This is a genomic window from Flavobacterium sp. HTF (genome assembly GCF_003105115.1).
Lineage (GTDB): Bacteria > Bacteroidota > Bacteroidia > Flavobacteriales > Flavobacteriaceae > Flavobacterium.
The window spans coordinates 1-26,083 of record NZ_QETH01000063.1; the positions used below are offsets into that span (position 1 = coordinate 1).

Consider the following 26,083-nt stretch of genomic DNA (forward strand, 5'->3'; position numbering starts at 1 on the left):
TTTCTGATAAAGCTTGCAGGCTTTTTCGTAGCTTTTTATAGCATTTTCAGATTGCCCAAATTGATTTTCGTAATACGCTTTATTTCAGTTTAAAACCACAATAGCCAATAACTCTTCTTTGGTTTTTGGTTTTGGATTTTTCCAGAAATCAGTTTCTTCTTTCGCAAGATTTTGCAACGCTTCCGCGGAAGGATTTGCAACAAAAACATCAATTGCATTATATATTTTATCTTCCTGATTCTGCCCGAAAACATTCAGATTTATAAAAAGAAAGATTAAACCATACAAGTGATATAAGTTCATATTAATTGTTTCGGATAGATTTAAAATTAAATCATAAAAGCAATATAAGCTTTTGAATTTAGTTTTTTAAGAGAAACAAACAAAACTCCACCTTATTAATATGAACCTATATCACTTATATGGTGAAAAAAATTAAAACTTCCAGATGCCATAAAACTGAAAATAATTAAAATTCTGCTCAAAATTAATTACATATCTCGCTCCCAAGCTTGGTCCGATTCTGGCAAAACCCGCCGTTAAATCAAATAAAAGTCCCGTTTTTAAATCAGTAAAAGAGTTTTTTACCTTATTCTCATTAGTTTCGGTACTCAATAAATAAAATTCTTTTTCGTTTTCAAAAGTTTCAGTTTTTATGTTTTGATTTTGTTCCTGAGAAACATTTATATTCGCCTGAATTCCTGCACCAATACCTATATAATTATTGATGTTATAACGAATTAAAACGGGTACTTCCCAGTTGATATTTTTATTTTCAGTCGTCGTAGTGGTTCGCTGAAGCTGACGTGTTCCGTTTGCATTTGTAATACTTATGTCTTTGATGGTTGTTGCACTATTATATTCGTTTAAGGCATTTGTCCACTCTGCCTGCCAGTAAAAACGATACGATTTAAAAGGCGAAATAGTCGCACCAACAAAATAACTGGTGGATTTTTCCAGATCAGGATACAAATTATAACCCGCCTTGACACCGATTGAGATTCCGGGAAGAAATCGGGTAGTGGCGTAATTGGTAATTATGGGTTCATTTTTGTCAAAAATAATTGCCGTCCGGCTTCTGGTTTTTACCTTATGAAAGTCTTTGCTAAACTTCATGGAATATTTTACAAAACCTTTTGTACTGTCTTTTTCATGAACATTCTTCTGCTCGCTTCCCGGCAGATATATGTTTTTGAAAGTAAAAAAAATCTGTTTCTGTTTGATAATAGTGTCCAGGCAGCTTATTGTAGGAACTTCATCTTTTGGACAAATCGGACATTCGGGATACATACTTTCTATTTTAAAAGTCTTTTTGTCAAACATATCCGGAATATCAGTTTCCAGACGAATCATTCTTGCAGGGCCTTCACCGTTATTTTGAAAACGGGTTTTAAAATTAACCCTTTTAAAACGCACCAGTCTGTAATTCATAAAACTTCCGTTAGAACCCATTTTATTTGGATCATGAGACGTGACGATTTCCATCTCCAGATTTTTTATTTTATGGTTTTTGTAACTTCTGTTGGGTACATAAATTCCTCTCATCGTAACCGTTGCGCTGGTGTCTTTGATCATTTCAGGAGTAGTTTTAAAAGTAAAAAAAACATTGCGAGTCTCTCCCGGATTGGCATCATCAAATTCTAAAACAGAAACATTGTGATAGGTTTTGTTAGCATCTAATAAAGAAGCATCAAGATCTTCTTCGGTCGTTGTGTTTCTGTATTTTTTGGTTTTAAAAGTGTTTTCAGAAGAAGCGACATACGATTTTGTATCATCAAGATCATCAACAGAAGCGACTGTATTTTCTTTTATTTCGCGTTCGTTGGCATAAGTCCTGAAATCGACTAATTCAAAATTTTTATCCTTGAATTGTTTCTCATTATAAAACAAATACAGCTTACCGCCGGAGACATAATTCTCCAAATTCTGATAACCCACTATGACTACCATTTCCTGTTCGGGAATCGGATCACAGTTTTTTAAGATTGCAAATCCGTTTTGGTCTGCAATCGAAGCGATGTCTTTATAGTTAGTATCCGTTATATCATTTACAGCCACTTTTTTCGGGCGTGTTGCAGGAGGTTTTCCGTTGTCGTAGTTGTTGGTTACAGCCAGTCTGGTTGTGTAAGTCCCTTTGTTTTTATACACATGTTTTGGTTCTGCTTCTTTACTGTAATGACCGTCTCCAAGTTCCCATAAATAAGAATAACTTGGTTTTGGGGCACCGGCAATCGGAATCAACGGAGGAGTTTCCGGTTTATAATTAACCTGATTTCCGTTTTGATTGTAAATAATATTGGCTCTTCGTGTTATGGTGTCTTTTACTTTAATTTGACCTATCGAAAAAATAGAAAAGAGAAGAAAGAAAATAGACAGTTGTGGTTTCATAACTAGACAGTTTTTGGTCTTAAAATCATTAGAGCTAATTTTAAAACAGGATTAAATGTAAAAAAAAGTGATGAGCAAATCACCACTTTCTTTTAAAAAAGTATTTGTAAGTTACTGAATAGCATTGATTGCAGCCACCAGTTGCGCTTCTGTACCGGTTGTTGTTTCGGCAAGCGTGAAAGTATAAACATCATTTGCAGCAACTGTCACACCTTTGATTGCATAACGCCATTGACCATTGTCTTCGGTTACAAAAATCACATGGCAAGCCAGTCCAATCGGAATTTGTCCGTAGTGTTCGCTGAATAATCCGGCTGTTGTGTACGTATCTAATTTAGCAAGTGCATTAGTTCCTTCGCCATCATAAGATAAGTAAACAGCACTGTTGTTGTTATCGTATCCGTCAGGAACATCTGCAAGAATTGTCGTTTTTGGTCTTGGGTCACTGTAAAAACGGTCCACATTTGTCCATCCAAAGTTTCCAAAAGTCACATAATAATTGGCTCCTTCACCCTGAACACCACCTTTTCCGTTGGCACCGTCAGCACCTTCTTTTACTTCTCTCCAGGCCAGTTCACCCGCTTCATCAATTGCACCCCTCCATAATGTCATGGTATTGTCTACACCATCAGTTAAAGCAGCAGGAACAAGCATTGTCATAGAACAGGAGGTTTGAAGTTCAACACCGCCCTGAGTAGCTTTGATGAAAAATTCACCACCCGAAATCAATAAGTTTTTCTTTCCGTCAGGAGTAATTCCCATAGTCGGTTTGTTGGTAACCAACATATTTCCTTTGTCAAAAAGTTCGATATATTCGATATCTACCGCTCCGGTTACAGCATTTCCGTTTTTGGTTAAACAATCACCGTTGATATTCACTTTTACCCCTTTGGCAGAAGTAAACGTTACGACACCATTTCCTGCAGTTATGGTAAAGTTTTGTGTATTTCTTTTTACTCCTTTTTCGCTGATGCTTTTAAAAGCTCCTGAAGTTGGAGGCAGGATTACATTGTTGTCGTCGCCATCACTGTTGTCACAGCTTACGAATGTCGTTATAGCGAATAATAAAAGTCCGATTGTTTTAAAATTTGTTTTCATGATATTCAGTTTTAATAGTTATTTAATGATAGATGTTTAAGAGGGGAAAATTGTTACCCTGTTTTTAATTTTATTTTCCGGCTTATATAAAGAGATCAATTGTGGTTAAATTTTGTTACCCCTCTTTTTTTTTAAATTTATTTTGAATGGCATTTTTCTTCAAAGACATTTCCGTCTTCATCCAATGCCACAAGGATGTCTTTTTTTCGCGAAAGCGTAATAATAAAGTAAACCCAGATTATCGCCCAAAATCCGAACGTTATCATCGTAAGGAATAAATGGAAAGGATGGTTTATTTCTTTTTTTTCTTTTGACAAAACAGCATACGGCAGTTTTTCGTTATGTTCGATAATCACAAAACCATTTCGTTCTTTGGCGGAGAGCATTTTATAAAACCGGTCGAGATTTTTTTCGTTTATGAGTTGATAACTTTCCATTTCTCTTAATTTTTTTCGTTTATTCCAAAAGATTTTACTTCGTTATATCAACCTCATTTTATAATTGTTACCCCTCAGATAGAAGTTTATTTTAATATTCTTTATAAATTAGTGTTTTAAACTGCTGTTTTATGGCCAAGACTAAGATTCATTCCGACCAAAAATATATTGAAGGACTCGCTGCAAATAACTCAGCAATAATTCAGGAGATCTACAAAAAGTTTGTTCCCAAAGTTGTTTTTTATATCAGGAACAACTCCGGTAACCAGGATCAGGCGCAGGATGTGGTTCAGGACATTATGATCCTGCTTTTTAATCAGGCCAAATCCAATACACTACAATTAACATGTCCGTTTGATGCTTATTTTTTCCTGTTATGTAAAAGAAAATGGCTGAACGAATTGAAAAAAACTTCTAATAAAGGGGTAACAATTCAGGAAGATGCGGGATCTATAAGTGAATCTGCTCTTGAATTGGTAGAGCACACCGAAGAATTTGATGAAAAACAACAACTTTTTGATGCCATGTTCCGGAAATTGGGAGACAAATGCCAGGAGTTATTAAAGTTGAGTTTTACCATTAAATCTATGGAAGAAGTTGCTGAAAAACTTAACGTTACATACGGTTATGTCCGTAAGAAGAAATCGTTATGCGTGGGTCAGTTAACACAATGGATTCAGGAAGCTAAAAATTTTAAATCTTTAAAAAACAATTAGTCATGAACGAAGAACGCTACATATTATTTGATCAATATCTTCAGGATGAACTGAATGTTGAAGAAAAAGCGAATTTTGAAAAACAAATATCCGAAAATCAGGAGTTTGCATCAGAATTTGAATCTTTTAAAACAGCACAGTTTCAATTGGAAAATAAATTCGGAATTGCGGCAGAAAGAGAAGCGTTCAAAGAAAACCTGACTAAGATTTCAAATAAACATTTTAATAAGGAAAGCTCAAAAATAATTGCTTTTAAGCCGTGGAACTATGCGGTTGCAGCCTCTGTGGTAATTTTAGTGGGTTTGTTTTTCTTTAATTATATGCAAAAACCTGTTTACGAAGATTTTAATCAGCACGAACAGGCTTATTTTACAGAGAGAAGTACAGAAAGTGCAACTTTAAAACAAGCTGAAACTGCTTTTAATGCCGGTCAGTACAAAGAAGCGGTTCCGCTTTTTGAGAAAATCCTAAAGCAGGCAAAAACACCTGAAATTCAATATTTTTATGGAATCTCTTTATTAGAAACCAACAAAACCAAAAAAGCGGCAACTGTTTTTCAGGAACTCAGATCCGGAAATTCTGTTTATAAAGACAAAGCGACATGGAATCTCGCGCTTACAAGACTCAAACAAAAAAACTATATCGGCTGCAAAGAAATTCTGCTCACTATTCCGCAGGATTATGAGGATTATGTTGATGTTCAGGTATTATTAAAAGAACTGGAATAAGACCAAAATTTTTACAATATAACGAGGAATTTCGATAAGAGATTCCTCGTTTTTATTTATACAGGATTTGGTAAATTAAAGAAGAAAATACTTCGGTTTTGAATTTTAATATTATATTCGGCTCACCAAAAACAAAACCACAATCTTAGAATGAAAAAAATCACATTATTGCTAATTATAGTATTTTCTCAACTTTCATTAGCAAATTCTAAAATCACCGAAACAGAAAAACTTGCCGCCACTTGTAAAGTCTGGGGATTTTTAAAATATTACCATCCAAAAGTAGCCAATGGAGATTTTAACTGGGATCAGCAATTACTGGATATTTTACCAAAAATTGAGAAAGCAGAAACCAAAGAAGAATTTTCATTGATAATGGAAAACTGGATTGATAACTTGGGTCCAATAAAACAAATTGCGCCAATTCCTGTGCCAAAAGATGTCAGGTTTTTTGATAAAAACTTTAATTTATCATGGATCAGTGCCAATAAACTCTTTTCTAAAAAGCTTTCGAAGAAATTAAAATTTATAGAAGAAAACAGATTTCAAAGTAATGAAGATTTTGAACATGGTTTTGATGCCTTAAAAAAAACAAGAAACTATTTCGATCTGGATTATACCAATAAAGGCAACAGAATATTAATGCTGTCTGCTTACTGGAACGTCATAGAGTATTTTTTTCCTTATAAATACATTATGGATCAGCCATGGGATTTGAGTTTACAACAAATTCTGCCCGAAATTGCAGACGCTAAAAACGAGGATGATTTTTATCTTGTTATGAGAAAATTATCTACTAAATTGAATGACAGTCATGTTGAGTTTAAGATTTATGGATCATTTGCAAAAACAGGAATTAATAAAAATTATTATTTTCCAGCGACTGGTAAAATAATCGATGAGAAATTGATCGTGACCGAAATCCTGGGTGATAGTCTGGCAGAGGCGGATAATATTAAAATAGGAACTGTAATTACCAAAATAAATGATAAAACTATAAAGGAAATTTTGACAGAAAAAAAGGATGCTATTTGTGCATCCAATGAAGCCGCATATTTAGATAAAGCTGTTATCCGAATTTTGACAAGTGAATCAGAAAATGTAAAAGTTGAATTTTTAAAAGACGGAAATTACGAAACAAAATCAATGATTTGGTTTAATTATCATGATTCACATAGAAATGAGTTTAAAAAAGGAGCACAGAAAAAACAAGAAAAGTTTAAGCTTTTGGAGAATAATGTAGGTTATGTGAATATGGGAACCATACAAAGCAGACACATTCCTGAAATGATTGAAGCTTTGAAATCGACCAGGGCAATTGTTTTTGATATGAGAAATTACCCGAATGGGACATATGCAGAAATATCTAATTTTTTGAATGCTAAAGAAGAAAAATTTGCCATTTACACCTATCCTTATTTAAATTATCCGGGAAAATTTAAATGGACAGACGGAACAAACAGCGGCACTGAAAATAAAGATAATTACAAAGGAAAAATTATTGTTCTTTTAAACGAAAATTCAATAAGCCAGTCAGAATGGACAGCGATGTGTCTTCAGACAGCGGGTAATACAACAATAATTGGGAGTCAGACCGCTGGAACAGACGGAAATGCGGTTGATATTGATTTTAAAGGATTTCACACCCGATACACTGGTATTGGAGTTTTCTATCCTGACGGAAGAGAAACCCAAAGAATCGGAATTGTGCCTGATATCGAAGTAAAACCAACAATAAAAGGAATTCAGGAAGGAAAAGATGAAGTTCTTGACCGCGCTTTGTCGTTTATTAATATCGGGAAGTAAGCCTCATTTGTTACCCTGAAGAACGAAGGGTGACAACAAGAATTAAAATCCGTTTTCATCTGTGCTTTCACGAAAGTGAATCCGTAAAATCCGCGTTCCACTAAGCCAATTGGAAAGTTTTTAATATTGTCGTAATTTTGCCGTTTTAAAATTTTACCATTGAATTCAACAACAATTATTACCGATACACACACCCATTTATATTCGGAAGAATTTGATCAGGATCGTGACGAAATGATTCAGCGTGCTATTAATGCCGGAATCACACGCTTTTTTATTCCTGCAATCGATGCGGCTGCAACGCAGTCGATGTATGATCTGGAGAAAAATTACCCTGAAAATATCTTTTTAATGATGGGTTTACATCCCACTTACGTGAAAGATAATTATCTGGATGAGTTAGCACACGTTGAAGCTGAACTGGCCAAAAGAAAATTCTACGCTGTTGGTGAAATCGGAATTGATCTGTATTGGGATAAAACACATCTTAAAGAACAGCAAATCGCTTTTAGAAAGCAAATTCAACTGGCAAAACAATACAAGTTGCCAATTGTAATTCATTGCCGTGAAGCTTTTGATGAAATCTTCGAAATCCTTGAAGAAGAAAAATCTGAAGATTTATTTGGGATTTTTCATTGTTTTTCCGGAACTTTAATACAAGCACAGCAGGCAATTTCTTATAAAATGAAATTAGGCATTGGAGGAGTAGTAACATTCAAAAACGGAAAAATCGACCAGTTCATGAATCAAATCGATTTAAAGCATATCGTTTTGGAGACAGACTCGCCGTATCTGGCACCAATCCCGTACAGAGGAAAGAGAAATGAAAGCAGTTATCTGGTAAATGTTATTGCAAAGCTGGCGGATATATATAATGTTTCTGAAGAAGAAATAGCAGCAATTACAACACAAAACTCAAAAGACGTTTTTGGTATTTAACGAAATCGTTACTTTAATTTGGTTTTTTTTTTGTTCTTTTGCCCACCTAAATAAATAAAAGTAATGCAGAAATTTGATGCGATTAGACCGTTTTATGACTCCGAAATAAATGAAGCACTTCATAATGTAGTCAATCATCCGATGATGAAAGCCATGATGAACTTTACTTTTCCGGAATTAGAAGATGAGGTTTGGAAAGATCAGCTTAAGAAAACACACTCTATTCGTGATTTTCAATGCAATTTTATTTATAATACCATTCAGAAAGTCTTAGAAAGAAGTTCAGAAGGACTTACAACTTCAGGTTTTGAGAAACTGGAGAAAAACACCTCTTATCTTTTTATCTCCAATCACAGGGATATATTATTAGACACCACCTTATTAAACGTTTCGTTGTTTGAGCATGGCTTGGTTATGACAGCTTCGGCAATTGGTGATAATCTGGTTAAAAAAGCATTCTTAAGTACTCTGGCTAAACTAAACAGAAACTTTTTGGTTTTGAGAGGGTTAACGCCAAGAGAAATGCTGCAGAGTTCTAAGCTGCTGGCCGAATACATGGGGCAGTTACTGCTTCGCGAAAACAGATCGGTTTGGATTGCTCAAAGAGAAGGCCGTACCAAAGACGGAAACGACGAAACCAATCCGGGAGTGCTTAAAATGATCGGAATGGGTTCTGATGAAGCCAATCTAATGGATTACTTTAAGAAACTAAAAATCGTTCCGGTATCTATTTCGTATGAATATGATCCAACGGATGTTTTGAAAATGCCGCAATTAATGGCAGAAGCAAACAATGAGATTTATATAAAAGAAAAAAATGAAGATTTCATGACCATTTTGAGTGGTATCATGGGAACTAAAAAAAGAATACATATTTCTGTTGGAGATGTTCTGGATACAGAAATTGATCAGATTGTGGCAGAAAATGATAATGCCAACAAACAAATTCAGGCTCTTGCTCAGGTAATTGATGATACTATTCTGAAAAATTACCAGTTATGGCCAACCAATTTTATTGCTTACGATATTTTAAACGAAACCAATAAATTTTCGCATTTATATAAAGAAAGCGAAAAATCCCTTTTTGAGCGTCGTTTAGAAATGCGTATCGGAAGCGACAATCCTGTTACAAGACAAGGGTTTTTGGCTATGTATGCCAATCCTGTAGTCAACAAATTAAAATATCAGGATGTCATCTAAAGCTAAAATATTGCTGATTTATACCGGAGGAACTATCGGTATGAGCAAAGATTTTGAGACCGGCGCGCTCAAAGCTTTCAACTTTAGTAAATTATTGCAAAAAATTCCGGAACTAAAACAATTGGATTGTGAAATAGAAACCGTTTCATTCGAAAACCCAATTGATTCCTCCAATATGAATCCCGAAATGTGGACAAAGATTGCCACTATTATCGAGGAAAATTATATCCAGTTTGACGGATTTGTAGTTTTACACGGTTCAGATACCATGTCGTATTCGGCTTCTGCATTGAGTTTTATGCTCGAGAATTTAACCAAACCAGTTGTATTTACGGGATCACAATTACCAATAGGTGATTTGCGTACTGATGCAAAGGAAAACCTGATTACGGCTATACAAATTGCTTCACTTCAAGAAAATGGAAACCCTGTCATTCATGAAGTTTGTCTGTATTTTGAGTATAAATTATATCGTGGAAACCGCACTTCAAAAGTAAACGCAGAACATTTCAGGGCTTTTACGGCACCAAATTATCCTGAATTAGTAGAGTCTGGTGTACACTTAAAATTGAATTCACATTTATTTCTTCCTATAAAAAAAGATGCAAAACTAATTGTTCATAAAAACCTGGACAATCACGTAGCGATTATAAAAATGTTCCCGGGAATGAGCGAAATTGTGCTGGCCTCAATTTTGTCAACTCAGGGCTTACAAGGGATTATTCTGGAAACTTACGGATCAGGAAATGCCCCAACCGAAGATTGGTTTTTGAAATTAATTGAAAAAGCAATCCAGTCAGGCCTGCATATTGTAAATGTAACACAATGTTCCGGCGGAAGTGTCAATATGGGACAATACGAAACCAGTACGGCCTTAAAATCACTCGGAGTAATCTCAGGAAAAGATATTACAACAGAAGCTGCAATTACCAAATTAATGTATTTGCTGGGTCACAATATTCCTCAAAACGAATTCAAAGATATTTTTGAAACGGCACTTCGCGGGGAAATCTCGCTATAAGCTTTTCACCATATAAGTGATATAAGTTTATTTAAAAGGCTAGTTTGTCATCCTGACGAAGGAAGGATTACACAAGAAACTCGACAAAGATTGCTCTTTGCATGCGGAATTACTAGTGCGATCCTTCCTTCGTCAGCATGACGTTGCGCATAATTGGAATTTGGAATTTTCTAAATTGAAATTTTCTTCTAAAATTTAGAATTTCGATATTCAACCGGGCAAGTTTCCAAATCTTCTGAAGATTTATGTTTTTTGTAATACACATAAACAATTACAGAAATAATACAGATAATTCCCTGAATGGCAACCGTTGCTCTTACTCCAAGTGAGTGAGAAACATATCCGATAATCAAACTTCCCACGGGAATCATTCCCTGATACGCCATCATATAATAACTGATACTTCTCGAACGCATATTGACCGCACTCTGTGTCTGGATATAAATATTGATGGATGAAGTTTGTCCCATCATTCCGATACCGCTTAGTGTCATACAAATAAGGGCAACAGTTAAATTGCTCGAAATGGCCAGAATAATGATACTAAAACCCATTAGTAAACTGGCAGAGATCATCAGTTTATTCATGTTTCCGGATGATTTTAAATTAGCAATATAAACAGCAGCCAGAACAGAACCAATTCCGGCAGCACTTTCAAACCAGCTGAAAGTTTCTGCGTTTCCGCTAAAAATATCTTTGGCAAAAACCGGCATTAGTGTATTAAAAGAAATGACAAACATACTGCTGCACATTAGCATGAGGAGCATTCTTGCCATTTCGGTTTCTTTTTTTACGTAGTCCAGGCCTTCAATAAGGTCATCAAGCATTTTGAGTTTGTTTTCTGCTTTGATGTGTGGTGTGATTTTCATCATAAATAACGAAATCAAAACAGGAACATAGCTAATGAAATTCCCAATAAAACAAATGTCTTCTCCATAAGTATGCAGAATAATTCCAGCAAGCGCAGGGCCTGCAATTCGGGCAAAATTATTAAGTGTCGAGTTTAGTGCAACCGCATTTGGCAAATCTTCCTTGTCATTCACAATATCAATCATCATCGTTTGACGACAGGTCATATCAAAAGCATTAATAATTCCCTGAATTAAACTCAGTGCCAGAATAAAGTTGATGTTGTATATTTTGAGATAAATTAATAAAGCCAGCGTACCAGCCTGAAGCATGGCAAGAGACTGCAAAACGATCATAGCACGGTGCCTGTCATAACGCCCGATGATACTTCCGGCCAGCGGAGCTAAAAACAACGACGGAATCATGCTTAAAAAAGTCGCCAGTCCAAGTAAAAAAACAGAACCTGTTATACTGTAAACCATCCAGCTTACGGCTGTTTTCTGCATCCAGGTTCCAATTACCGAAACAGACTGACCGTAAAAAAAGAGCTTGAAGTTTTTTGATTTTAACGCTTTAAACATAACCTTAAATATTTAATACAAAGGTCGGGATTATGTTTTCATTAGAAAAATTAATAATTTTACTGATAATGAGTATTAAAACTTATCAATATGGAAATTTACCAACTCGAATATTTTATTAAAACTGCTGAGGTATTGCATTTTACCAAAGCTGCCGAATTATGTTTTGTAACTCAGTCCGGGCTTTCGCAGCAAATTAAAAAACTGGAAGAAGAACTCGGAATGCCTTTGTTTAAAAGGATAGGAAAGAAAGTGCAATTGACCGAAGCCGGTTCTGTTTTTCTCATTCACGCCAAAAAAGTGGTAGAAAATGTAGAAAACGGAAAACAGGCCATAGAAGATTTAAACGAAATGATTGGCGGAGAATTGAGAATAGGAGTAACATACATTTTCGGACTTTTGATCCTGCCGGTTGTCAATTCGTTTGCCAAAACTTATCCAAGTCTTAAAATAGTCGTTGAATACGGAACGACAGAAGCTTTAGAACAAAAATTACTGACCAACGAATTAGATTTGGTTCTCGTTATTTCATCTCATCAGATTGATCTACCGATCCAAAAAGTACCTTTGTTTACGTCTCAGATGGTAATGGCAGTTTCAAAATCGCATCCTTTAGCGGTTTTAGATAAAATTGCTTTTAAGAAAATAGAAGAAATTCAGCTTGTTTTGCCGGGAAAAGGTTCGAATTCAAGAGAATTTGTAGAAGAATTGTTTGCCAAAAATAAAATGAAGCCAAAAATTGCAATCGAATTAAATTCTATTCACGCGCTTTTGCAAATGGTACAGGACAGCGACTGGGCGACAATAGTTGCCGAAAAAGCCTTAAAAGGCTGGGATGAGCTCATTGCGATTCAGATTACAGGAGTGGCAACCAGAAGAGATTCTTTTATGCTGACCATTGGAGGCTACCAAAAAAAGGCCGTAAAATTGTTTATGGAAGAATTTAGGAAAAGCATTTGAAGGAATATTAGATTTTACTTTTGTAACTCGATTTTTTTTGTGTTCTTTGCAAACCAAAATAGAGAGGTGTCCGAGTGGTTGAAGGAGCTAGCCTGGAAAGCTAGTATATGGGTAACTGTATCGAGGGTTCGAATCCCTTCCTCTCTGCGAAATAAAATCCCGCAATTTCAATTAGAAATTGCGGGATTTTTTGTTTAGCTATTTATTATAAAAGAATTTACTTCCCATTCAATAACTTCTCCAAATATTCATTTTTATCTTTTTCAGACTGAAGTAAACGTTCATAAAGTTTTTCTTTCTCTTCATAAACCTCTATTAATTTATCTAATGGGTTGAAAGTACAATGATTAGATTGAATAGCTCCATTACTATAACTAAAGTCATTGTCGTAAATGTTATTAAAATAATTAAATACAGCTTCTTCGGAGAAATTCTTAATTGCTTCAACAGTTACACCAAGCGCATTTGCTACTTGTTTTAGTTTTTCATCGTCAACAGTTTCGCTATTTTCTATGGCAGAAATTGATTGTTGAGATACACCCAAAGCTTGTGCCAATGCTTCTTGTTTCATGTCTTTCAGCTCACGAATTCGGCTGATTTTGCGTCCTATATGATTTGGTTTTACTGCTGTACTCATGAATCAAAATATTTAAAATGGTTAAAAGTAATAATGTGTTTCCGTAAAAAAAGCGAGGCTTTTTTGTAAGATATAATTTTCATTATACAAACAAAAGTACAGCTTTTTGAATAAGTTTTTATTGAAATAAAGATTATCTTTAAATAGTAAACGAATGATATATGAAATTTATAATAGGCTTTGCAATAGTTTTACTTTTATCATCCTGTGCTTCATTTTCAGATAAAATGGTGAACCAAAATAAATCGGCATTATCAGAAAATGACTTATCAAAACTAGAGGGAAAATATGAATTGTTTCCCGACTTGAAATACGATGAAAAGGGAAATATTCAGACAATAGATTCTCAGGAATCTAAGACAACATATAACCTGAATTATTTTGTAAAATCTCAGGATTCAAAATATGATTATTCAGAATCTGCTATTGTTGAGGTCAAAGTCATCAATATAAACCGAATACAATTTGTAACCAAAAAGAATAATGTGACAACTGACAGTATCGGATTGAGCGGAAAACTAAAAAACGGACTTTTTTATCTGGACAATAAATATCTGAAACGTAATGGAATTCCATACCTTGCAGGAGGTTACAATAATCACAAAACCAGAATCGGACTCTCAAAAGACAATGGGCTTTTGGTAAATCATGCTTACGATAATACGGGTGCGCTTTTATTTTTATTTTGGGCAGGATCTGATTATAATTTAGGATATCATTATAAAAGAATCAAAGAATAGTGGATAAATTATACAAATATTATTTTCGTCCCGGTTATCAGTCTCAGGAGCTTTTGATCGACATTTTTTATGGTGCAGAAAACGAAACATTTATTCCTGATTTTCTAAATGCAATCGCCGTACTAAAACCAAAAATGACCGATATTCTCGATTTATGGATGAACGATGAGGTTATAATGACGTATAATTCTGAAATTGGATATTTTACCCTTTCAAAAGATATTTGGGGCTTTGCTTTTATAATGGCGGAGAATAACCAGGAAGGTTTAGTAAAGATTAATTCCATTTTGGAAAATGCAGCAATGTTTGAAAAAGTTGAAGTTGATTTTGAGAATTATAAATGAATAAAGTAATTTGAAAACCCCAGGAAATTGAAGCCAGAGATTAACAAAGTTTTTAATCTTGAAAAACAAAAATTTCTGCCCGAAAAAAAATAAAAAGATAAATACATAGCTCTGAGAAGTTAACCTGAAAATGCCTTTTTTAGATTATTTTATTACAGAAATTATTATATATTTGGCTTCTGTGTTATACAAATAATTTAATGGATTTACCCCCTTATTCACCAGGATTACATAAACTGGTTACTTTACATGTTGATGAAATTAATAAGCTTACAGATAGTCAGAGTTTTGTTGATATTACTAATTTCATTTTAAATAAATATGAACTTGAAAAGGTTGGACTAGTTGTACATGATTTCGAAAATAATAGTTTTACGATCTCATTCTGCCTCAAAGAATCACATATTTGTATACACACCTGGCCAGAATACAATCAGCTAACTCTGGATGTTTATTTGTGTAATTATCTTCAGGATAATTCGCAAAAAGTGCGTGATGTTATGGCTGATTATATTGCTTATTTTGACGCAAAAATTATTAAGGATTTTGAAATTAACCGATAAATATGAAGATTCCCTGTTACAGCTGTGATACCGTAACCGAATTAGAGGTTGGTTTTGATGTTGTGAATTTTGTCTGCCCAAATTGTCATAGTTTATATGCTATTGATAATGAAGGTAGATTTCGCAGAAAATCTCAGTATAAAACAATGCTGAATGATTATCCGTTGGAAATTGGCGATGTTGGTTTTTTTAAAGGGAGTGATTATAAAGTCACCGGAATTTTGAGGAAAAATGTTTATCCTAATTATTCCTGGACAGAGTTTATTCTGCAAAATGAGGCCAAGGAATTTATTTATCTTTCTCTTTCGAATGGTCATTGGATGCTGCTGAGTGAAATGGATGTAACTTTTGAAGTAAAAAAACATCCTTTGATTCTGGAATATGAAGACAAAGAATACAATATTTTTGAATATTCAGATGCGGAAATTGTAAATGCTCAGGGATTTTTTGATTTTCAGCTTCCTCAAAATAAATTGATTCATCTGGTTGAATATATTAGACCTCCGTTTATCATTTCAGTAGAAAGAATGGATGGTGTTGAAACTGCTTTTTATGGTGAATACATTAAAAAGAGCGAAATAAAAAAAGCCTTTCCGCATATAACACTGCCTTATCAGAACGGTGTAAACATGATTCAGCCTTATAAATTTAATATCACAAATACGGCTGTGATTTTTTGTTTTTTTGCTTTATTGATTATTACAGCAAACTGGTTTATCTATAGGGATCAGGTTGAACAGAATGTGTTTTATAAAGTAATTAGATTTAGTGAATTTGATAATAAAGAAATTACAAGCGATTCTTTTGTTTTAAATGGCGCATCAGCTCCTATGACAATCAAAGTTTCCACAGATGTAGATAATTCATGGGCCAATGTAAATATTGCATTGATAAACGAAGGTAACGGTGATGAAATTTATACCAGTAAAGATATAGAGTATTATCATGGTTATTCTGACGGAGAATCATGGACAGAAGGAAATCAGTCTGAGGAATTTAATATCTGTGGAGTAAAAGCTGGAAAATACCATCTCTTGATAACACCTCTAAAAGCTCCTGAGGATATTAATAATAACAATTTGAAGGTAAAGGTCGTTTGGAATCAACCTTCTGACAGAAATGTCTGGCTGGTTGTTGTTTTTATGCTTGTAGTGTTTTTAGCTATAAGATTTTTTAAAAGTACTTTTGAAAAAAACAGATGGTCAGACAGTTCATATTCTCCTTTTAATGAATAAAAAGAATGAAAAAAATTACGGATTTTATATATAACAATCGCGCTCCTTTCTTAATTGGTCTTTTTTGCTTTGGGTGTTATATTTATTTTGCACTGGCAGGAAACCGAATCTGCGATTGCGAGACTACAGAAAAATTTAGTTCGGCGGGAAGCCGTACATCATATAATCGCTTTTATCATAAATAAAAACATTTAACAAATATGGAATTAATACATGCTCAACCAATAGTCAATTCGATTATTTATTCTTTTTTAGGAATTGTTATCCTTTTAGTAGGTTATTTTATAATCGAAAAAATTACACCTGAGAATACATGGAAAGAGGTTGTAGAGAAAAATAATGTTGCAGTGGCTATTGTTTTGGCAGCATTTATCATTGGAATCGCAATGATTATTAGTGCAGCAATTCATGGGTAAAAATTTTTTCAGATTTGAATTTCTTTTACTTTTTGCTGTATTTGTAATTGCAACCTGCGGACTTGTTTATGAACTTGTTGCCGGAACTCTTGCGAGCTATTTGTTGGGTGATTCAGTAAAGCAATTTTCGTTTATAATTGGTGTCTACCTCTTCTCGATGGGTATAGGCTCTTTTTTTTCTAAATTTTTCAATAAAAACCTGCTAAATACTTTCGTTGAAATCGAAATTTTGGTTGGTTTAATTGGAGGGTTGAGTTCAGTTGTTTTATTTTTATTGTTTGAGAGTGTAGCATCTTTTCAGTTCATATTATATCTTTTGGTTTTTGTAACGGGATTTTTGGTAGGACTGGAAATTCCTTTATTAATGAATATTTTAAAAGATAAAATTGAGTTTAAAGATTTGGTTTCAAATGTTTTTACTTTTGATTACATCGGGGCATTGCTGGCATCAATACTTTTTCCCTTAATATTGGTTCCGAAACTAGGAATAATGGGAACTTCTTTATTCTTTGGAATGATTAACATAAGCATTGCAATTGCTTTATGCTTTCTTTTAAAATCAGAATTAAAGAGAAGTTATTTCTTAAAGATAAAAGCCATATTTTCTTTTTTGCTGCTATTGGTTGTTTTTATATTTTCAGAAAATATTTTATCTTATTCAGAAGGCAAATTATATGGGGAAAATATTATATACACCAATTCAACTCCCTATCAGCGTATTGTTTTAACTCACAATAAAAGCGATTACAGGCTTTATTTAAATAATAATCTTCAGTTTAGTTCAGCCGATGAGTATCGTTATCATGAGGCTTTGGTGCATCCGGTAATGTCTATCGCAAAGAGAGCTAAAAATGTTTTGGTTTTGGGTGGAGGAGATGGTTTGGCTGTTCGCGAAATTCTAAAATATAAAGAGGTTGATAAAATAACTTTAGTTGATTTAGATGAGGGAATGACTAGACTTTTTAAGACCAATAAAGTATTAACCGGATTTAATCAAAACTCACTTAATAATAAAAAAGTTGTAGTTATTAATACAGATGCTTATATCTGGGCAAAGAATTGCAAAGAAAAATTTGATGTTGTGATTATTGATTTTCCGGATCCATCAAATTACAGTTTAGGAAAATTGTATTCGTTAAATTTTTACCAGACAATAAAAACAATTTTAGAACCCGATGCGGCTGTTGTAATACAAACAACTTCCCCTTATTTTGCACCAAAATCATTTTGGTGTATCAATAAAACAGTGATGCAGGTTTTTCCTCAGGTTGATGCTTATCATGCTTATGTCCCATCTTTTGGAGAATGGGGTTATACGGTTGCGATAAATGGTTTCGGAACTACTTTTAATGACGTAAACCGAAAAGCACCCGGATTAAAATTCTATAATTATCAATTTGACCGATTTAATTATTTTACAAATGACATGATTTCAAATCAAATTGAAATCAATCGTCTGGATAACCAAATATTAGTACGCTATTTTGATGAAGAGTGGGGAAAATTGCAATAAATCAAGACGAAATTTTATAAAAGGTGTCGGTGCTTCTTTGCTTCTGATTCCATTTTTTCAGTTTTGTTCTGATAAAATCGTGGTATTAATGATCCGTTTGTCAGGAACAAAACATTTGCTTGGACATCGTTTGTGGACAAAGGATTTTCCTAAGCCAATAAAACAAATCGAAATTCCGTATTTGATTGTCGGTGGCGGGATTTCCGGTTTAAGTGCGGCACGCCAATTTCATAAAAAAGGAATTTCAGATTTTTTGATGTTAGAATTAGAAAATCATTTGGGTGGTAACTCTTCTAACGGAGAAAATAAATATTCCAAATATCCTTTGGGTGCGCATTACCTCCCATTACCTAATTTTCAGGACAAAGAATTGCTTCATTTTCTGGAAGAAGAAAAGATAATCCTGGGTTATACTGAAAAAGGTTTTCCTGTTTTTGACGAATTGCAATTGACTTTTGCACCAGATGAAAGGTTGTTTTATAAAAATAACTGGCAGGAAGGTGTCGTTCCAAAAAATGGAAATACGCTTTTAGATGATTTAGAATTTCAAAAGTTCTTCAAACAAATGGATGTTTTCAGATCTTCAAGAGGAAAGGATCAAAAATATTTATTTGACATTCCGCTTTATCTTTCTTCTGCCGATGAGAAAACAAGGAATTTGGACAAAATTACGATGAAACAATGGTTTAGAGACAATAGCTTTACTTCAGAACCTCTGTTTAATTATATTGATTATTGCTGTAAAGACGATTTCGGATTAGGAATTGAATATGTTTCTGCCTGGGCAGGGATTCATTATTTTGCCGGAAGAAAGCAAGACTGTACACAAGAAAAACATGACTCAGTTTTGACCTGGCCGGAAGGAAATTCCAGACTTGCTAACCATTTGAAAAAATATGCGACTGATAAATCCTTAAAGAATCATTTGGTTTATGAAGTGAAAGTCAGAAAAAATAAAGTAATCGCAAAAGCTTTTGATGATGCCAGCAAAACTTCGGTTGAAATTATTGCTGATAAAGTAATAATGGCATCTCCACAATTTATAAATCAATATTTGATAAAAGACAGAAAAGCGTTTATAAAAGATTTTCATTATACCCCCTGGCTTTTAGCCACTTTGATTGTAAATGATTTACCGGACAATTATAGTTTTCCATTGGCATGGGATAACGTTATTTATGGATCTAAAGGCTTAGGTTATGTTTATAATCAGCATCAAAATTTAAATCAGGTTGAGAAGAAAAAAGTTATTACTTATTATTTTAGTTTTTCTTCCGGAGATTTAAGAAAAACCAGAAAAGAGATTTATAAAAAAGACAAGGAATATTGGAAACAATTTGTTTTGAATGACTTAAAGATTGCTCATCCCGACATAGAAGAATATACGGAAGATATTGAAGTTTTTCTTCTTGGTCATGGAATGATTTCACCTGCACCTTGATTTATTTTTGGTGAAGCAAAAAAACAGGCAAAGCAAAATATTGAAAAATTAATTTATTTCGCACATAGTGATTTATCAGGCATTTCGATTTTTGAAGAAGCTTTTCATCAGGGAATAAATGCAGTAAACGAATTATTAGATGAGACAACCCTGGATTCATAAAGCAAAAACTGACTTCTTTTTTATAATTGGACCATCCTTTTTTGTATTGGCAATTATTTTTCTGTTTCAGGATTTTCTGCCCGGAATTGAAGATAAGTATTCATTTTTTACATGGCTTTTTTTAATCGTTTTTATTGATGTTGCTCATGTTTATGCCACATTATTCAAGACTTATTTTGTAAAAAAAGAATTTGAGAAAAGAAAAAGGCTGCTAACAATTTTGCCTCTGTTATGTTTCTCCATTGGGTTTATTCTTTTTGCATTTGGGAGTCTGGTGTTTTGGTCATTTTTAGCGTATATCGCAGTTTATCACTTCATCAGACAGCAATACGGATTTATGAGATTATATTCGAGGCAAGAAGAAAAAACAACATTCTCTGTCTGTTTAGATAATCTTGCAATTTATTCTTCTACAGGTTATCCTATGATATATTGGTTTTTATCGTCTCCAAGAAAATTCAATTGGTTTGTTGAAAACGAATTTTTCCATTTTAATGATAAACGAATTTTGATAGTTGCATTTTGGATTTACATCAGTATTTTTCTTGTATATGTAGTTTATACTATATGGAAAAGTATTAAAAACAAGTTTTTTAACATACCTAAAAACGCTATTATTTTAGGTACGGCACTTTCATGGTATTTTGGAATCGTTTATTTTGATAATGATCTGATTTTTACATTGCTTAATGTAATTTCTCATGGGATACCATATATGTCCTTGGTTTATTTTAAAGAAATAGAAGGGAAAACAAATTCAGAACTAGGTTTTTTACGTTATTTTAAAAAGTACAATGGTATTTTTATTTATGCTTCAATTCTGTTTTTTATCGCCTTTGCAGAAGAATTTCTTTGGGAAATTTTTGTTTGGAATGAAAACATCACAGTGATTAATTTTTCCGGATGGGAATTTTTTGCGGTTCCATTATTAAGTGTTCCACAATTTACACATTATATTTTGGACGGATTTATATGGAAATCTGGAAAATGATGATATTTTAAGATTAGAATTAGTGTTAGAACTTAGTCTTAATTTAATACAAAAAAGGCTTTTACAGATATTTAAGGCTTTAGCTTTTGTTTAATTTTATTGTCAAAATCATTGACATGGAAAATTTAAACAAAACAGAAATCATTCGTAATAATCGGGTTTCAAGATTATTATGGTTTGCGCTTGGTGCTATTTTCTCTTTTTTGAGTAGTTTACTTCTTTAAACTCAAATATTTAGTTCTGAAGCACTATTTTTACCTTAGGCAATAATTTCTCCACAAATAATTTATAAGCGTACTCAGACGGGTGTAAGGCATCTTTAGCGACCAGAGTAGGGTTGTTTAGACCATTACGTGTTATGTCTGTGATGTTTACAAAGTCAACACCTTTTGTTTTACAGTAGTTTTCTGCAAAAGAATTATATTTATTAATTTCTGCAGAAATTTTATCTGTCTGCCCCTGCATCAGACTTACTCCAAACGGAGTATAAGCATAATCCGGTATTGAAAGAACAATAACATTTTTGGCGTCACCTTTGGCAAGCATTATTGCATTGTTTAATAATTCCGGAAATTCTTTTTCATATAAAGAAAAATCCCGTCCCTGATATTGGTTATTTACACCAATTAATAAAGTAACCAAATCATAATTTGACTGAAGATTTTGGCTGTTCATTGCCGAAAGTAAATTAGATGTTGTCCACCCGGTTGTAGCAATTACTTTTAATGAAAAATTGGTCTGTGGGTAAATTGCGTTTAAGCTTGCTTTAAGCTGTTCTGGATATCGACATGTTTCACAAACACTCTGACCGATAGTATAACTGTCACCCAGAGCTAAATAATTTACAGAATTTGCTATGGGAGTAGTTGGCGGGTTTGTGACTGGGGGTGTTGTGGTATTGCCTTGTGAAGCAATTTCGTCAGAACTGCAGCTAAGAAGAAATATAGAAAATAAAACAATAACTATTTGTTTGAACTCTGTTTTCATAATTTGGGTAAATTAGGTTTTGGGTCATTCTAAACAAATAGTTACGTTAAAATTATAGTTTTGGTTTTATACCATTTCTGCCTTCAGGAGAATTTCTTCTTCGATAGCACTCCAAAGACCAATTCTTTTTTCTAGCGCCAAAATAGAGATTTCTTCAACTTCTTTCCATTTCTGCGCATCATCTTCACAAAGATCTGTAATCATTTGCATTGCCATTGGTCCGTGTTCATCGGCATCAAGCTCGATATGTCTTTCGAAATAATATATTAATTTGCTTAAATCGGTATCAGGCAGGTTTTTCTGAAAATTATTCAGGATTTCCGTAAACATGCTTGGAATTAAATCTTCTCTTCCAAAAGTAAAGGCTGCAGCAATTTCGTGTGGTTTGCCCTGTTCAATAACTCTGAAAGTAAAATCTAAAAATGATTTTACATTAGGATGCAAAGAACTCTGCTTAATAGCAACAAATATGTTATGCAATGAATGAACCTCAGAAAGAAATTTATGGATTCCTGTGGTATCTGCACCACAACTTTCCATTGCTTCCAGATACATTTCGTAATGACTTTGTCTTCTTCCGTCAATTGTCAGATCGGTTTCTTCGGCAAGTACAATTTCATTTATTAAATATCTTGTTTCCGGATTTTTTGTAGCAAACCATGGTGTTGTCGTACAGGTAAGTTTAGCTTGTAAAGCTTTTAATAGAGACATAAAATCCCAAACTGCAAAAACATGATTTTCTACAAAACTATGTAAGTGATCAATTGTCTGGATTTTATTGTATAAAGAATGCTGTAACAGTTGTTCTTTTTGAGGTTGAATGCTATTATTTATAGTTTCAATATTCATTAGGCGTAAATTTTGCTGCAAATATAAAAAGCTTCCCGATAAGAAGAAGCTTTTAATATTGATTTTCTATATTTAACAATAGTTGTTTACGATTTAAATGCTGGAATTCCAGTTACATCCATTCCGGTAATCAGCAAATGGATATCATGTGTTCCTTCGTAAGTAATTACACTTTCAAGGTTCATCATATGGCGCATGATAGAATATTCACCTGTAATTCCCATACCGCCCAACATTTGTCTGGCTTCACGGGCAATATGAATCGCCATATCAACATTGTTTCTTTTTGCCATCGAAATCTGTGCTGTTGTTGCTTTTCCTTCATTTCTCAAAACTCCCAAACGCCAGGTTAACAATTGCGCTTTGGTAATTTCGGTAATCATTTCGGCCAGTTTTTTCTGTTGCAGCTGAGTTCCCCCAATTGGTTTTCCAAACTGAATTCTTTCTTTTGCATAACGCAAAGCAGTATCATAGCAATCCATCGCTGCTCCGATAGCACCCCAGGCAATTCCGTAACGGGCTGAATCCAAGCATCCAAGCGGAGCGCCTAAACCGGATTTATTTGGTAAAAGATTTTCTTTAGGAACTTTTACATTATCAAAAATCAGCTCTCCTGTAGAAGAAGCACGCAGCGACCATTTGTTGTGAGTTTCAGGAGTCGAAAAACCTTCCATTCCGCGTTCTACAATCAAACCGTGAATTCTTCCTTGTTCATCTTTTGCCCAAACAACGGCAATATCAGCAAAAGGAGCATTAGAAATCCACATTTTGGCACCATTTAAAAGATAATGATCTCCCATATCCTTAAAATTGGTAATCATACTTCCCGGATCAGAGCCATGATCAGGTTCTGTTAAACCAAAACATCCCATGAATTCACCTGTTGCCAATTTCGGCAGGTATTTCATTCTTTGTTCTTCATTACCATATTTCCAAATAGGATACATAACCAGAGAAGACTGTACCGAAGATGTTGATCTTACACCAGAATCACCTCTTTCAATCTCCTGCATAATAAGGCCATAAGAAATCTGATCTAATCCTGCACCGCCATATTCAACCGGAATATAAGGGCCGAAACCACCTATTTCTCCAAGTCCTTTTATAATTTGTTTTGGAAATTCAGCCTTTTGAGCATATTCTTCAATAATTGGAGAAACTTCTCTCTTAACCCACGCACGTGCAGAATCACGAACTAATTTATGCTCGTCAGTCAATAAGTCGTCTAGGTTGTAATAATCCGGAGCTTGAAATAAATCTGGTTTCATTTTTGATAGTTTTTACAAAAACAAATTTACATAATAAAAATATAACAAAACAAAGTTAAATTGTTATATTTTTACAAAAGAAAAAACAAATAAATAAGAATAAGACGAATTAATACTAGTTTATTGGTTTTATATAAACTATTTTTGAGTTCCAAAAACAATATAAATGAGGCTGATCATCTCTTTTTTACTCTTTTTTGTTCTAACAAGTTCTTTTGCCCAGCAAAAGAAAGAATTGACAGAACAAGAATATTTAATTCTACAGGACAGGATACGGCGAAGTTCAGGCACTAATGTAGATAGTGCTTTTGCATATACCAATAAAATGCTTGAATCTGGTCAAAACAAGCATTTGAGTTTTGCAAACGTTTCGTTAGCGTATTTGTATCAGTTAAAAGGGAATGTTGGAAAATCGAAAGAGAAATATCTGCTGGCATTTAAATATCTTGACAAAATGCCTGAATCAAGAGATAAAACCCAGCTTAAATCTTACCTATATAATTATGGAGGACTGATTGAATGGAAGAGGGGAAATTATAGTGAAGCCCTTGAAAATTATCAGACCGGAATTAAACTTTCTACACAATTAGGAGATCTTATTCAGATCGTAAAATTTAAAAGTAATATTTCTTTAATAAATGAATCAGTTGGGAATTATCAATTGGCGATAAAGAATTTAAAACAACTCAATAGTTTTATAGATCAGAATGAAAGTTCTTTTACCAAAGACCTGTTTCATACCCTGAAAAGTAACAACAACCTCACTTTGGCAGGCTCATATGAAGGGTGGTACCTAAAAAACAAAAACCAGACCTATTTATTAGACTCTGCGGCATATTATTATAGAAAAACAGTTTCGTATTCTCAGGATTTCCCACTTAATAATATTATGGCTAAAATAAGCCTGGGAAATGTTTACTATATGAAGAATGATTTCAAAAATGCTGAAAAAACATATTATGATATCATATTCTTTGCTAAACAAAATAATATGAAAAGAGAATATAAAATTGCCAATTATAATCTGGGCAATTTATATTTTGAAACAAAGAAATATGATAAAGCACTGGTATTTTTAAGAAGAGTAGATTCTGTTTCCTTAAAAAACAATATCAAGGACGAAAGCTTTTTGAAGTCAAATTATTACCAGGCGAAAATATATAATATACGTAAGGAGCCGGAACTGGCCTTTAAACATTCCAAAATTTACCTTGATAATTACGAAAAATCAGAAGCAAAATTAAGTAATGAAGCTTTAGAAGTAAATTATAAACTGGGAGTTGGAGATTTGAGTGACGAAATGATCACAATTCAGCAGAAATATGAAAAAGATATTTTGCTGAGCAAAGCTCTAAAAGTATTTTATGTTTTACTGGTAATCGGAATTGTCTTTCTTTTGATAAAAAACATCAGGGATAAAAACAAAGCGCATAAAAAAATGAATGCTTTGATAGAGGAATTTAAAGCTAACCTGGAGAAAAAAGATAATCCTGAAATTAGAAAGGAAACAATATTAGTTACAAACGAAGAAGACGGAATTCATAAAAAAGAAATTGTCAATCTGAGTATTGATGAAGCCAAAGAAAACAAAATTGTTGAAAAACTGCTGGCTTTAGAAAACAAACATGAATATTTAAATGCCGATTTTACTTTATCTTATGTGGCCAAGAAGATCAAAACAAATACCACTTATTTGTCTTATGTGGTGAATAAAAGATTCGGTAAATCTTTTGGAGAATATTCTAATGAGCTAAAAATCAATTATGTAATTAACGAAATGATTACAAATCATATGTATCGTAAATATTCAACCCAGGCAATTGCAGAAAGTGTAGGATTTAAAAATGCTGTTTCATTTGCTAAATCATTTCGCAAAAGAACTGGAGTATCTCCAGCTCAGTTTGCGAATAATATCTAGTGAACCTATTTAGTGGTTACCGGAGAGCTTAAAGGAATTCCGGTTCCGCCGCCTCCGCCACGAATCGGATCTTTCCCGTCTATCGGATCGTCACCACCTCTTACTGTTTTTTGTTGTTTGGGTGATAATTTTTCAGTTTTAAAATCCCCAAATTTTAATTTTTTATTTCCCATACTTGTATTTATTGAGGTTAGTTTTTATTTAAATTTAAATGAATATTAGAAATTAAAGAGTTCCGGTTCCACCTCCGCCACCACGAATAGGATCTTTTCCATCTATTTCGGTATCATCTCCGC

General features: G+C 33.6%; 27 protein-coding genes and 1 tRNA gene. 18 read left to right on the forward strand and 10 right to left on the reverse strand.

Annotation, left to right across the window (positions count from 1 at the left end; translation table 11 throughout):
* Positions 1-84: 84 nt before the first annotated feature.
* From DCO46_RS16345 to DCO46_RS16360, 4 genes are all read right to left on the reverse strand, one after another.
* The gene (locus DCO46_RS16345) at positions 85-303 is read right to left on the reverse strand and encodes a hypothetical protein (RefSeq protein WP_243416333.1); all 219 of its coding nucleotides are present in this window, start codon (positions 301-303) and stop codon (positions 85-87) included.
* A gap of 132 nt (positions 304-435) precedes the next feature.
* Complete coding sequence (locus DCO46_RS16350; RefSeq protein ID WP_116753577.1) at positions 436-2,388, reverse strand: PKD domain-containing protein; 1,953 nt, start codon at positions 2,386-2,388, stop codon at positions 436-438.
* Positions 2,389-2,499: 111 nt separating this feature from the next.
* Positions 2,500-3,486: a hypothetical protein gene (locus DCO46_RS16355; RefSeq protein ID WP_116753578.1), complete on the reverse strand. Its 987-nt coding sequence runs from the start codon at positions 3,484-3,486 to the stop codon at positions 2,500-2,502.
* Positions 3,487-3,623: 137 nt separating this feature from the next.
* Positions 3,624-3,923 carry a hypothetical protein gene (locus DCO46_RS16360; RefSeq protein WP_116753579.1) on the reverse strand — a complete coding sequence of 100 codons (300 nt, stop codon included), beginning with the start codon at positions 3,921-3,923 and terminating at the stop codon, positions 3,624-3,626.
* Between the two features lie 131 nt (positions 3,924-4,054).
* Here DCO46_RS16360 and DCO46_RS16365 point away from each other — a divergent pair, with 131 nt between their 5' ends.
* The 6 genes from DCO46_RS16365 to DCO46_RS16390 all read left to right on the forward strand — a co-directional run bounded on the left by DCO46_RS16365 (position 4,055) and on the right by DCO46_RS16390 (position 10,333).
* A complete protein-coding gene (locus DCO46_RS16365) occupies positions 4,055-4,639 on the forward strand; it encodes an RNA polymerase sigma factor (RefSeq protein WP_116753580.1) in 585 nt (194 codons plus the stop codon).
* Between the two features lie 2 nt (positions 4,640-4,641).
* Positions 4,642-5,367: a tetratricopeptide repeat protein gene (locus tag DCO46_RS16370; protein ID WP_116753581.1), complete on the forward strand. Its 726-nt coding sequence runs from the start codon at positions 4,642-4,644 to the stop codon at positions 5,365-5,367.
* Between the two features lie 150 nt (positions 5,368-5,517).
* Positions 5,518-7,173 (forward strand): S41 family peptidase, encoded by a 1,656-nt coding sequence (locus DCO46_RS16375; protein WP_116753582.1) that lies wholly within the window; start codon positions 5,518-5,520, stop codon positions 7,171-7,173.
* 159 nt (positions 7,174-7,332) lie between these two features.
* Positions 7,333-8,112, forward strand: a complete 780-nt coding sequence (locus DCO46_RS16380; RefSeq protein ID WP_116753583.1) for a TatD family hydrolase — start codon at positions 7,333-7,335, stop codon at positions 8,110-8,112.
* A 63-nt stretch (positions 8,113-8,175) separates the two neighbouring features.
* Positions 8,176-9,312: a 1-acyl-sn-glycerol-3-phosphate acyltransferase gene (locus tag DCO46_RS16385; RefSeq protein ID WP_116753584.1), complete on the forward strand. Its 1,137-nt coding sequence runs from the start codon at positions 8,176-8,178 to the stop codon at positions 9,310-9,312.
* Positions 9,302-10,333: an asparaginase gene (locus DCO46_RS16390; RefSeq protein ID WP_116753585.1), complete on the forward strand. Its 1,032-nt coding sequence runs from the start codon at positions 9,302-9,304 to the stop codon at positions 10,331-10,333. Before DCO46_RS16385 ends, DCO46_RS16390 begins: the two co-directional genes overlap by 11 nt.
* 188 nt (positions 10,334-10,521) lie before the next feature.
* Here DCO46_RS16390 and DCO46_RS16395 read toward each other — a convergent pair whose 3' ends face one another.
* Positions 10,522-11,763 (reverse strand): MFS transporter, encoded by a 1,242-nt coding sequence (locus DCO46_RS16395; protein ID WP_116753586.1) that lies wholly within the window; start codon positions 11,761-11,763, stop codon positions 10,522-10,524.
* Between the two features lie 90 nt (positions 11,764-11,853).
* On the opposite strand from DCO46_RS16395, the gene DCO46_RS16400 reads away from it, so the two are divergent.
* Both DCO46_RS16400 and DCO46_RS16405 read left to right on the forward strand, forming a co-directional pair.
* On the forward strand, positions 11,854-12,723 hold the full coding sequence (locus DCO46_RS16400) for a LysR substrate-binding domain-containing protein (RefSeq protein ID WP_116753587.1): 870 nt from the start codon (positions 11,854-11,856) through the stop codon (positions 12,721-12,723).
* A gap of 60 nt (positions 12,724-12,783) precedes the next feature.
* Positions 12,784-12,870: transfer RNA gene (locus DCO46_RS16405), tRNA-Ser, on the forward strand.
* A gap of 70 nt (positions 12,871-12,940) precedes the next feature.
* Here DCO46_RS16405 and DCO46_RS16410 read toward each other — a convergent pair.
* Positions 12,941-13,360, reverse strand: coding sequence for a helix-turn-helix domain-containing protein (locus DCO46_RS16410; RefSeq protein ID WP_116753588.1), 420 nt, complete (start codon positions 13,358-13,360; stop codon positions 12,941-12,943).
* A 161-nt stretch (positions 13,361-13,521) separates the two neighbouring features.
* Between DCO46_RS16410 and DCO46_RS16415 the strand changes: the two genes are divergently transcribed.
* The 9 genes from DCO46_RS16415 (at position 13,522) to DCO46_RS16455 (ending at position 20,765) form a co-directional block, all read left to right on the forward strand.
* Complete coding sequence (locus DCO46_RS16415) at positions 13,522-14,100, forward strand: hypothetical protein (protein ID WP_116753589.1); 579 nt, start codon at positions 13,522-13,524, stop codon at positions 14,098-14,100.
* A complete protein-coding gene (locus DCO46_RS16420) occupies positions 14,100-14,444 on the forward strand; it encodes a hypothetical protein (protein WP_116753590.1) in 345 nt (114 codons plus the stop codon). The genes DCO46_RS16415 and DCO46_RS16420 overlap by 1 nt, the downstream gene beginning before the upstream one ends.
* Before the next feature lie 200 nt (positions 14,445-14,644).
* Positions 14,645-15,007 (forward strand): S-adenosylmethionine decarboxylase family protein, encoded by a 363-nt coding sequence (locus tag DCO46_RS16425; RefSeq protein WP_116753591.1) that lies wholly within the window; start codon positions 14,645-14,647, stop codon positions 15,005-15,007.
* 2 nt (positions 15,008-15,009) lie between these two features.
* Positions 15,010-16,242 carry a DUF4178 domain-containing protein gene (locus DCO46_RS16430; protein WP_116753592.1) on the forward strand — a complete coding sequence of 411 codons (1,233 nt, stop codon included), beginning with the start codon at positions 15,010-15,012 and terminating at the stop codon, positions 16,240-16,242.
* Between the two features lie 5 nt (positions 16,243-16,247).
* Positions 16,248-16,427, forward strand: coding sequence for a hypothetical protein (locus DCO46_RS16435; RefSeq protein ID WP_243416334.1), 180 nt, complete (start codon positions 16,248-16,250; stop codon positions 16,425-16,427).
* A gap of 15 nt (positions 16,428-16,442) precedes the next feature.
* Positions 16,443-16,658 (forward strand): DUF350 domain-containing protein, encoded by a 216-nt coding sequence (locus DCO46_RS16440; RefSeq protein ID WP_116753594.1) that lies wholly within the window; start codon positions 16,443-16,445, stop codon positions 16,656-16,658.
* A complete protein-coding gene (locus tag DCO46_RS16445) occupies positions 16,651-18,171 on the forward strand; it encodes a polyamine aminopropyltransferase (RefSeq protein ID WP_116753595.1) in 1,521 nt (506 codons plus the stop codon). Before DCO46_RS16440 ends, DCO46_RS16445 begins: the two co-directional genes overlap by 8 nt.
* Positions 18,146-19,612 carry an NAD(P)/FAD-dependent oxidoreductase gene (locus tag DCO46_RS16450; RefSeq protein ID WP_243416336.1) on the forward strand — a complete coding sequence of 489 codons (1,467 nt, stop codon included), beginning with the start codon at positions 18,146-18,148 and terminating at the stop codon, positions 19,610-19,612. Before DCO46_RS16445 ends, DCO46_RS16450 begins: the two co-directional genes overlap by 26 nt.
* A 139-nt stretch (positions 19,613-19,751) precedes the next feature.
* Positions 19,752-20,765 (forward strand): hypothetical protein, encoded by a 1,014-nt coding sequence (locus DCO46_RS16455; protein ID WP_116753596.1) that lies wholly within the window; start codon positions 19,752-19,754, stop codon positions 20,763-20,765.
* Between the two features lie 234 nt (positions 20,766-20,999).
* Here the strand turns inward: DCO46_RS16455 and DCO46_RS16460 are convergent, their stop codons facing one another.
* The 3 genes from DCO46_RS16460 to DCO46_RS16470 form a co-directional block, all read right to left on the reverse strand.
* Positions 21,000-21,752, reverse strand: coding sequence for an SGNH/GDSL hydrolase family protein (locus DCO46_RS16460; RefSeq protein ID WP_116753597.1), 753 nt, complete (start codon positions 21,750-21,752; stop codon positions 21,000-21,002).
* Between the two features lie 66 nt (positions 21,753-21,818).
* Positions 21,819-22,601 (reverse strand): DUF3050 domain-containing protein, encoded by a 783-nt coding sequence (locus DCO46_RS16465; RefSeq protein ID WP_116753598.1) that lies wholly within the window; start codon positions 22,599-22,601, stop codon positions 21,819-21,821.
* Between the two features lie 86 nt (positions 22,602-22,687).
* Complete coding sequence (locus DCO46_RS16470) at positions 22,688-23,869, reverse strand: acyl-CoA dehydrogenase family protein (protein ID WP_116753599.1); 1,182 nt, start codon at positions 23,867-23,869, stop codon at positions 22,688-22,690.
* Positions 23,870-24,035: 166 nt separating this feature from the next.
* Between DCO46_RS16470 and DCO46_RS16475 the strand changes: the two genes are divergently transcribed.
* Entirely contained in the window at positions 24,036-25,787 is a 1,752-nt protein-coding gene (locus DCO46_RS16475) for a helix-turn-helix domain-containing protein (RefSeq protein WP_116753600.1), read from the forward strand.
* A 5-nt stretch (positions 25,788-25,792) separates the two neighbouring features.
* Here the strand turns inward: DCO46_RS16475 and DCO46_RS16480 are convergent, their stop codons facing one another.
* The gene (locus DCO46_RS16480; RefSeq protein ID WP_116753601.1) at positions 25,793-25,960 is read right to left on the reverse strand and encodes an rSAM-modified peptide; all 168 of its coding nucleotides are present in this window, start codon (positions 25,958-25,960) and stop codon (positions 25,793-25,795) included.
* Positions 25,961-26,083: the final 123 nt, after the last annotated feature.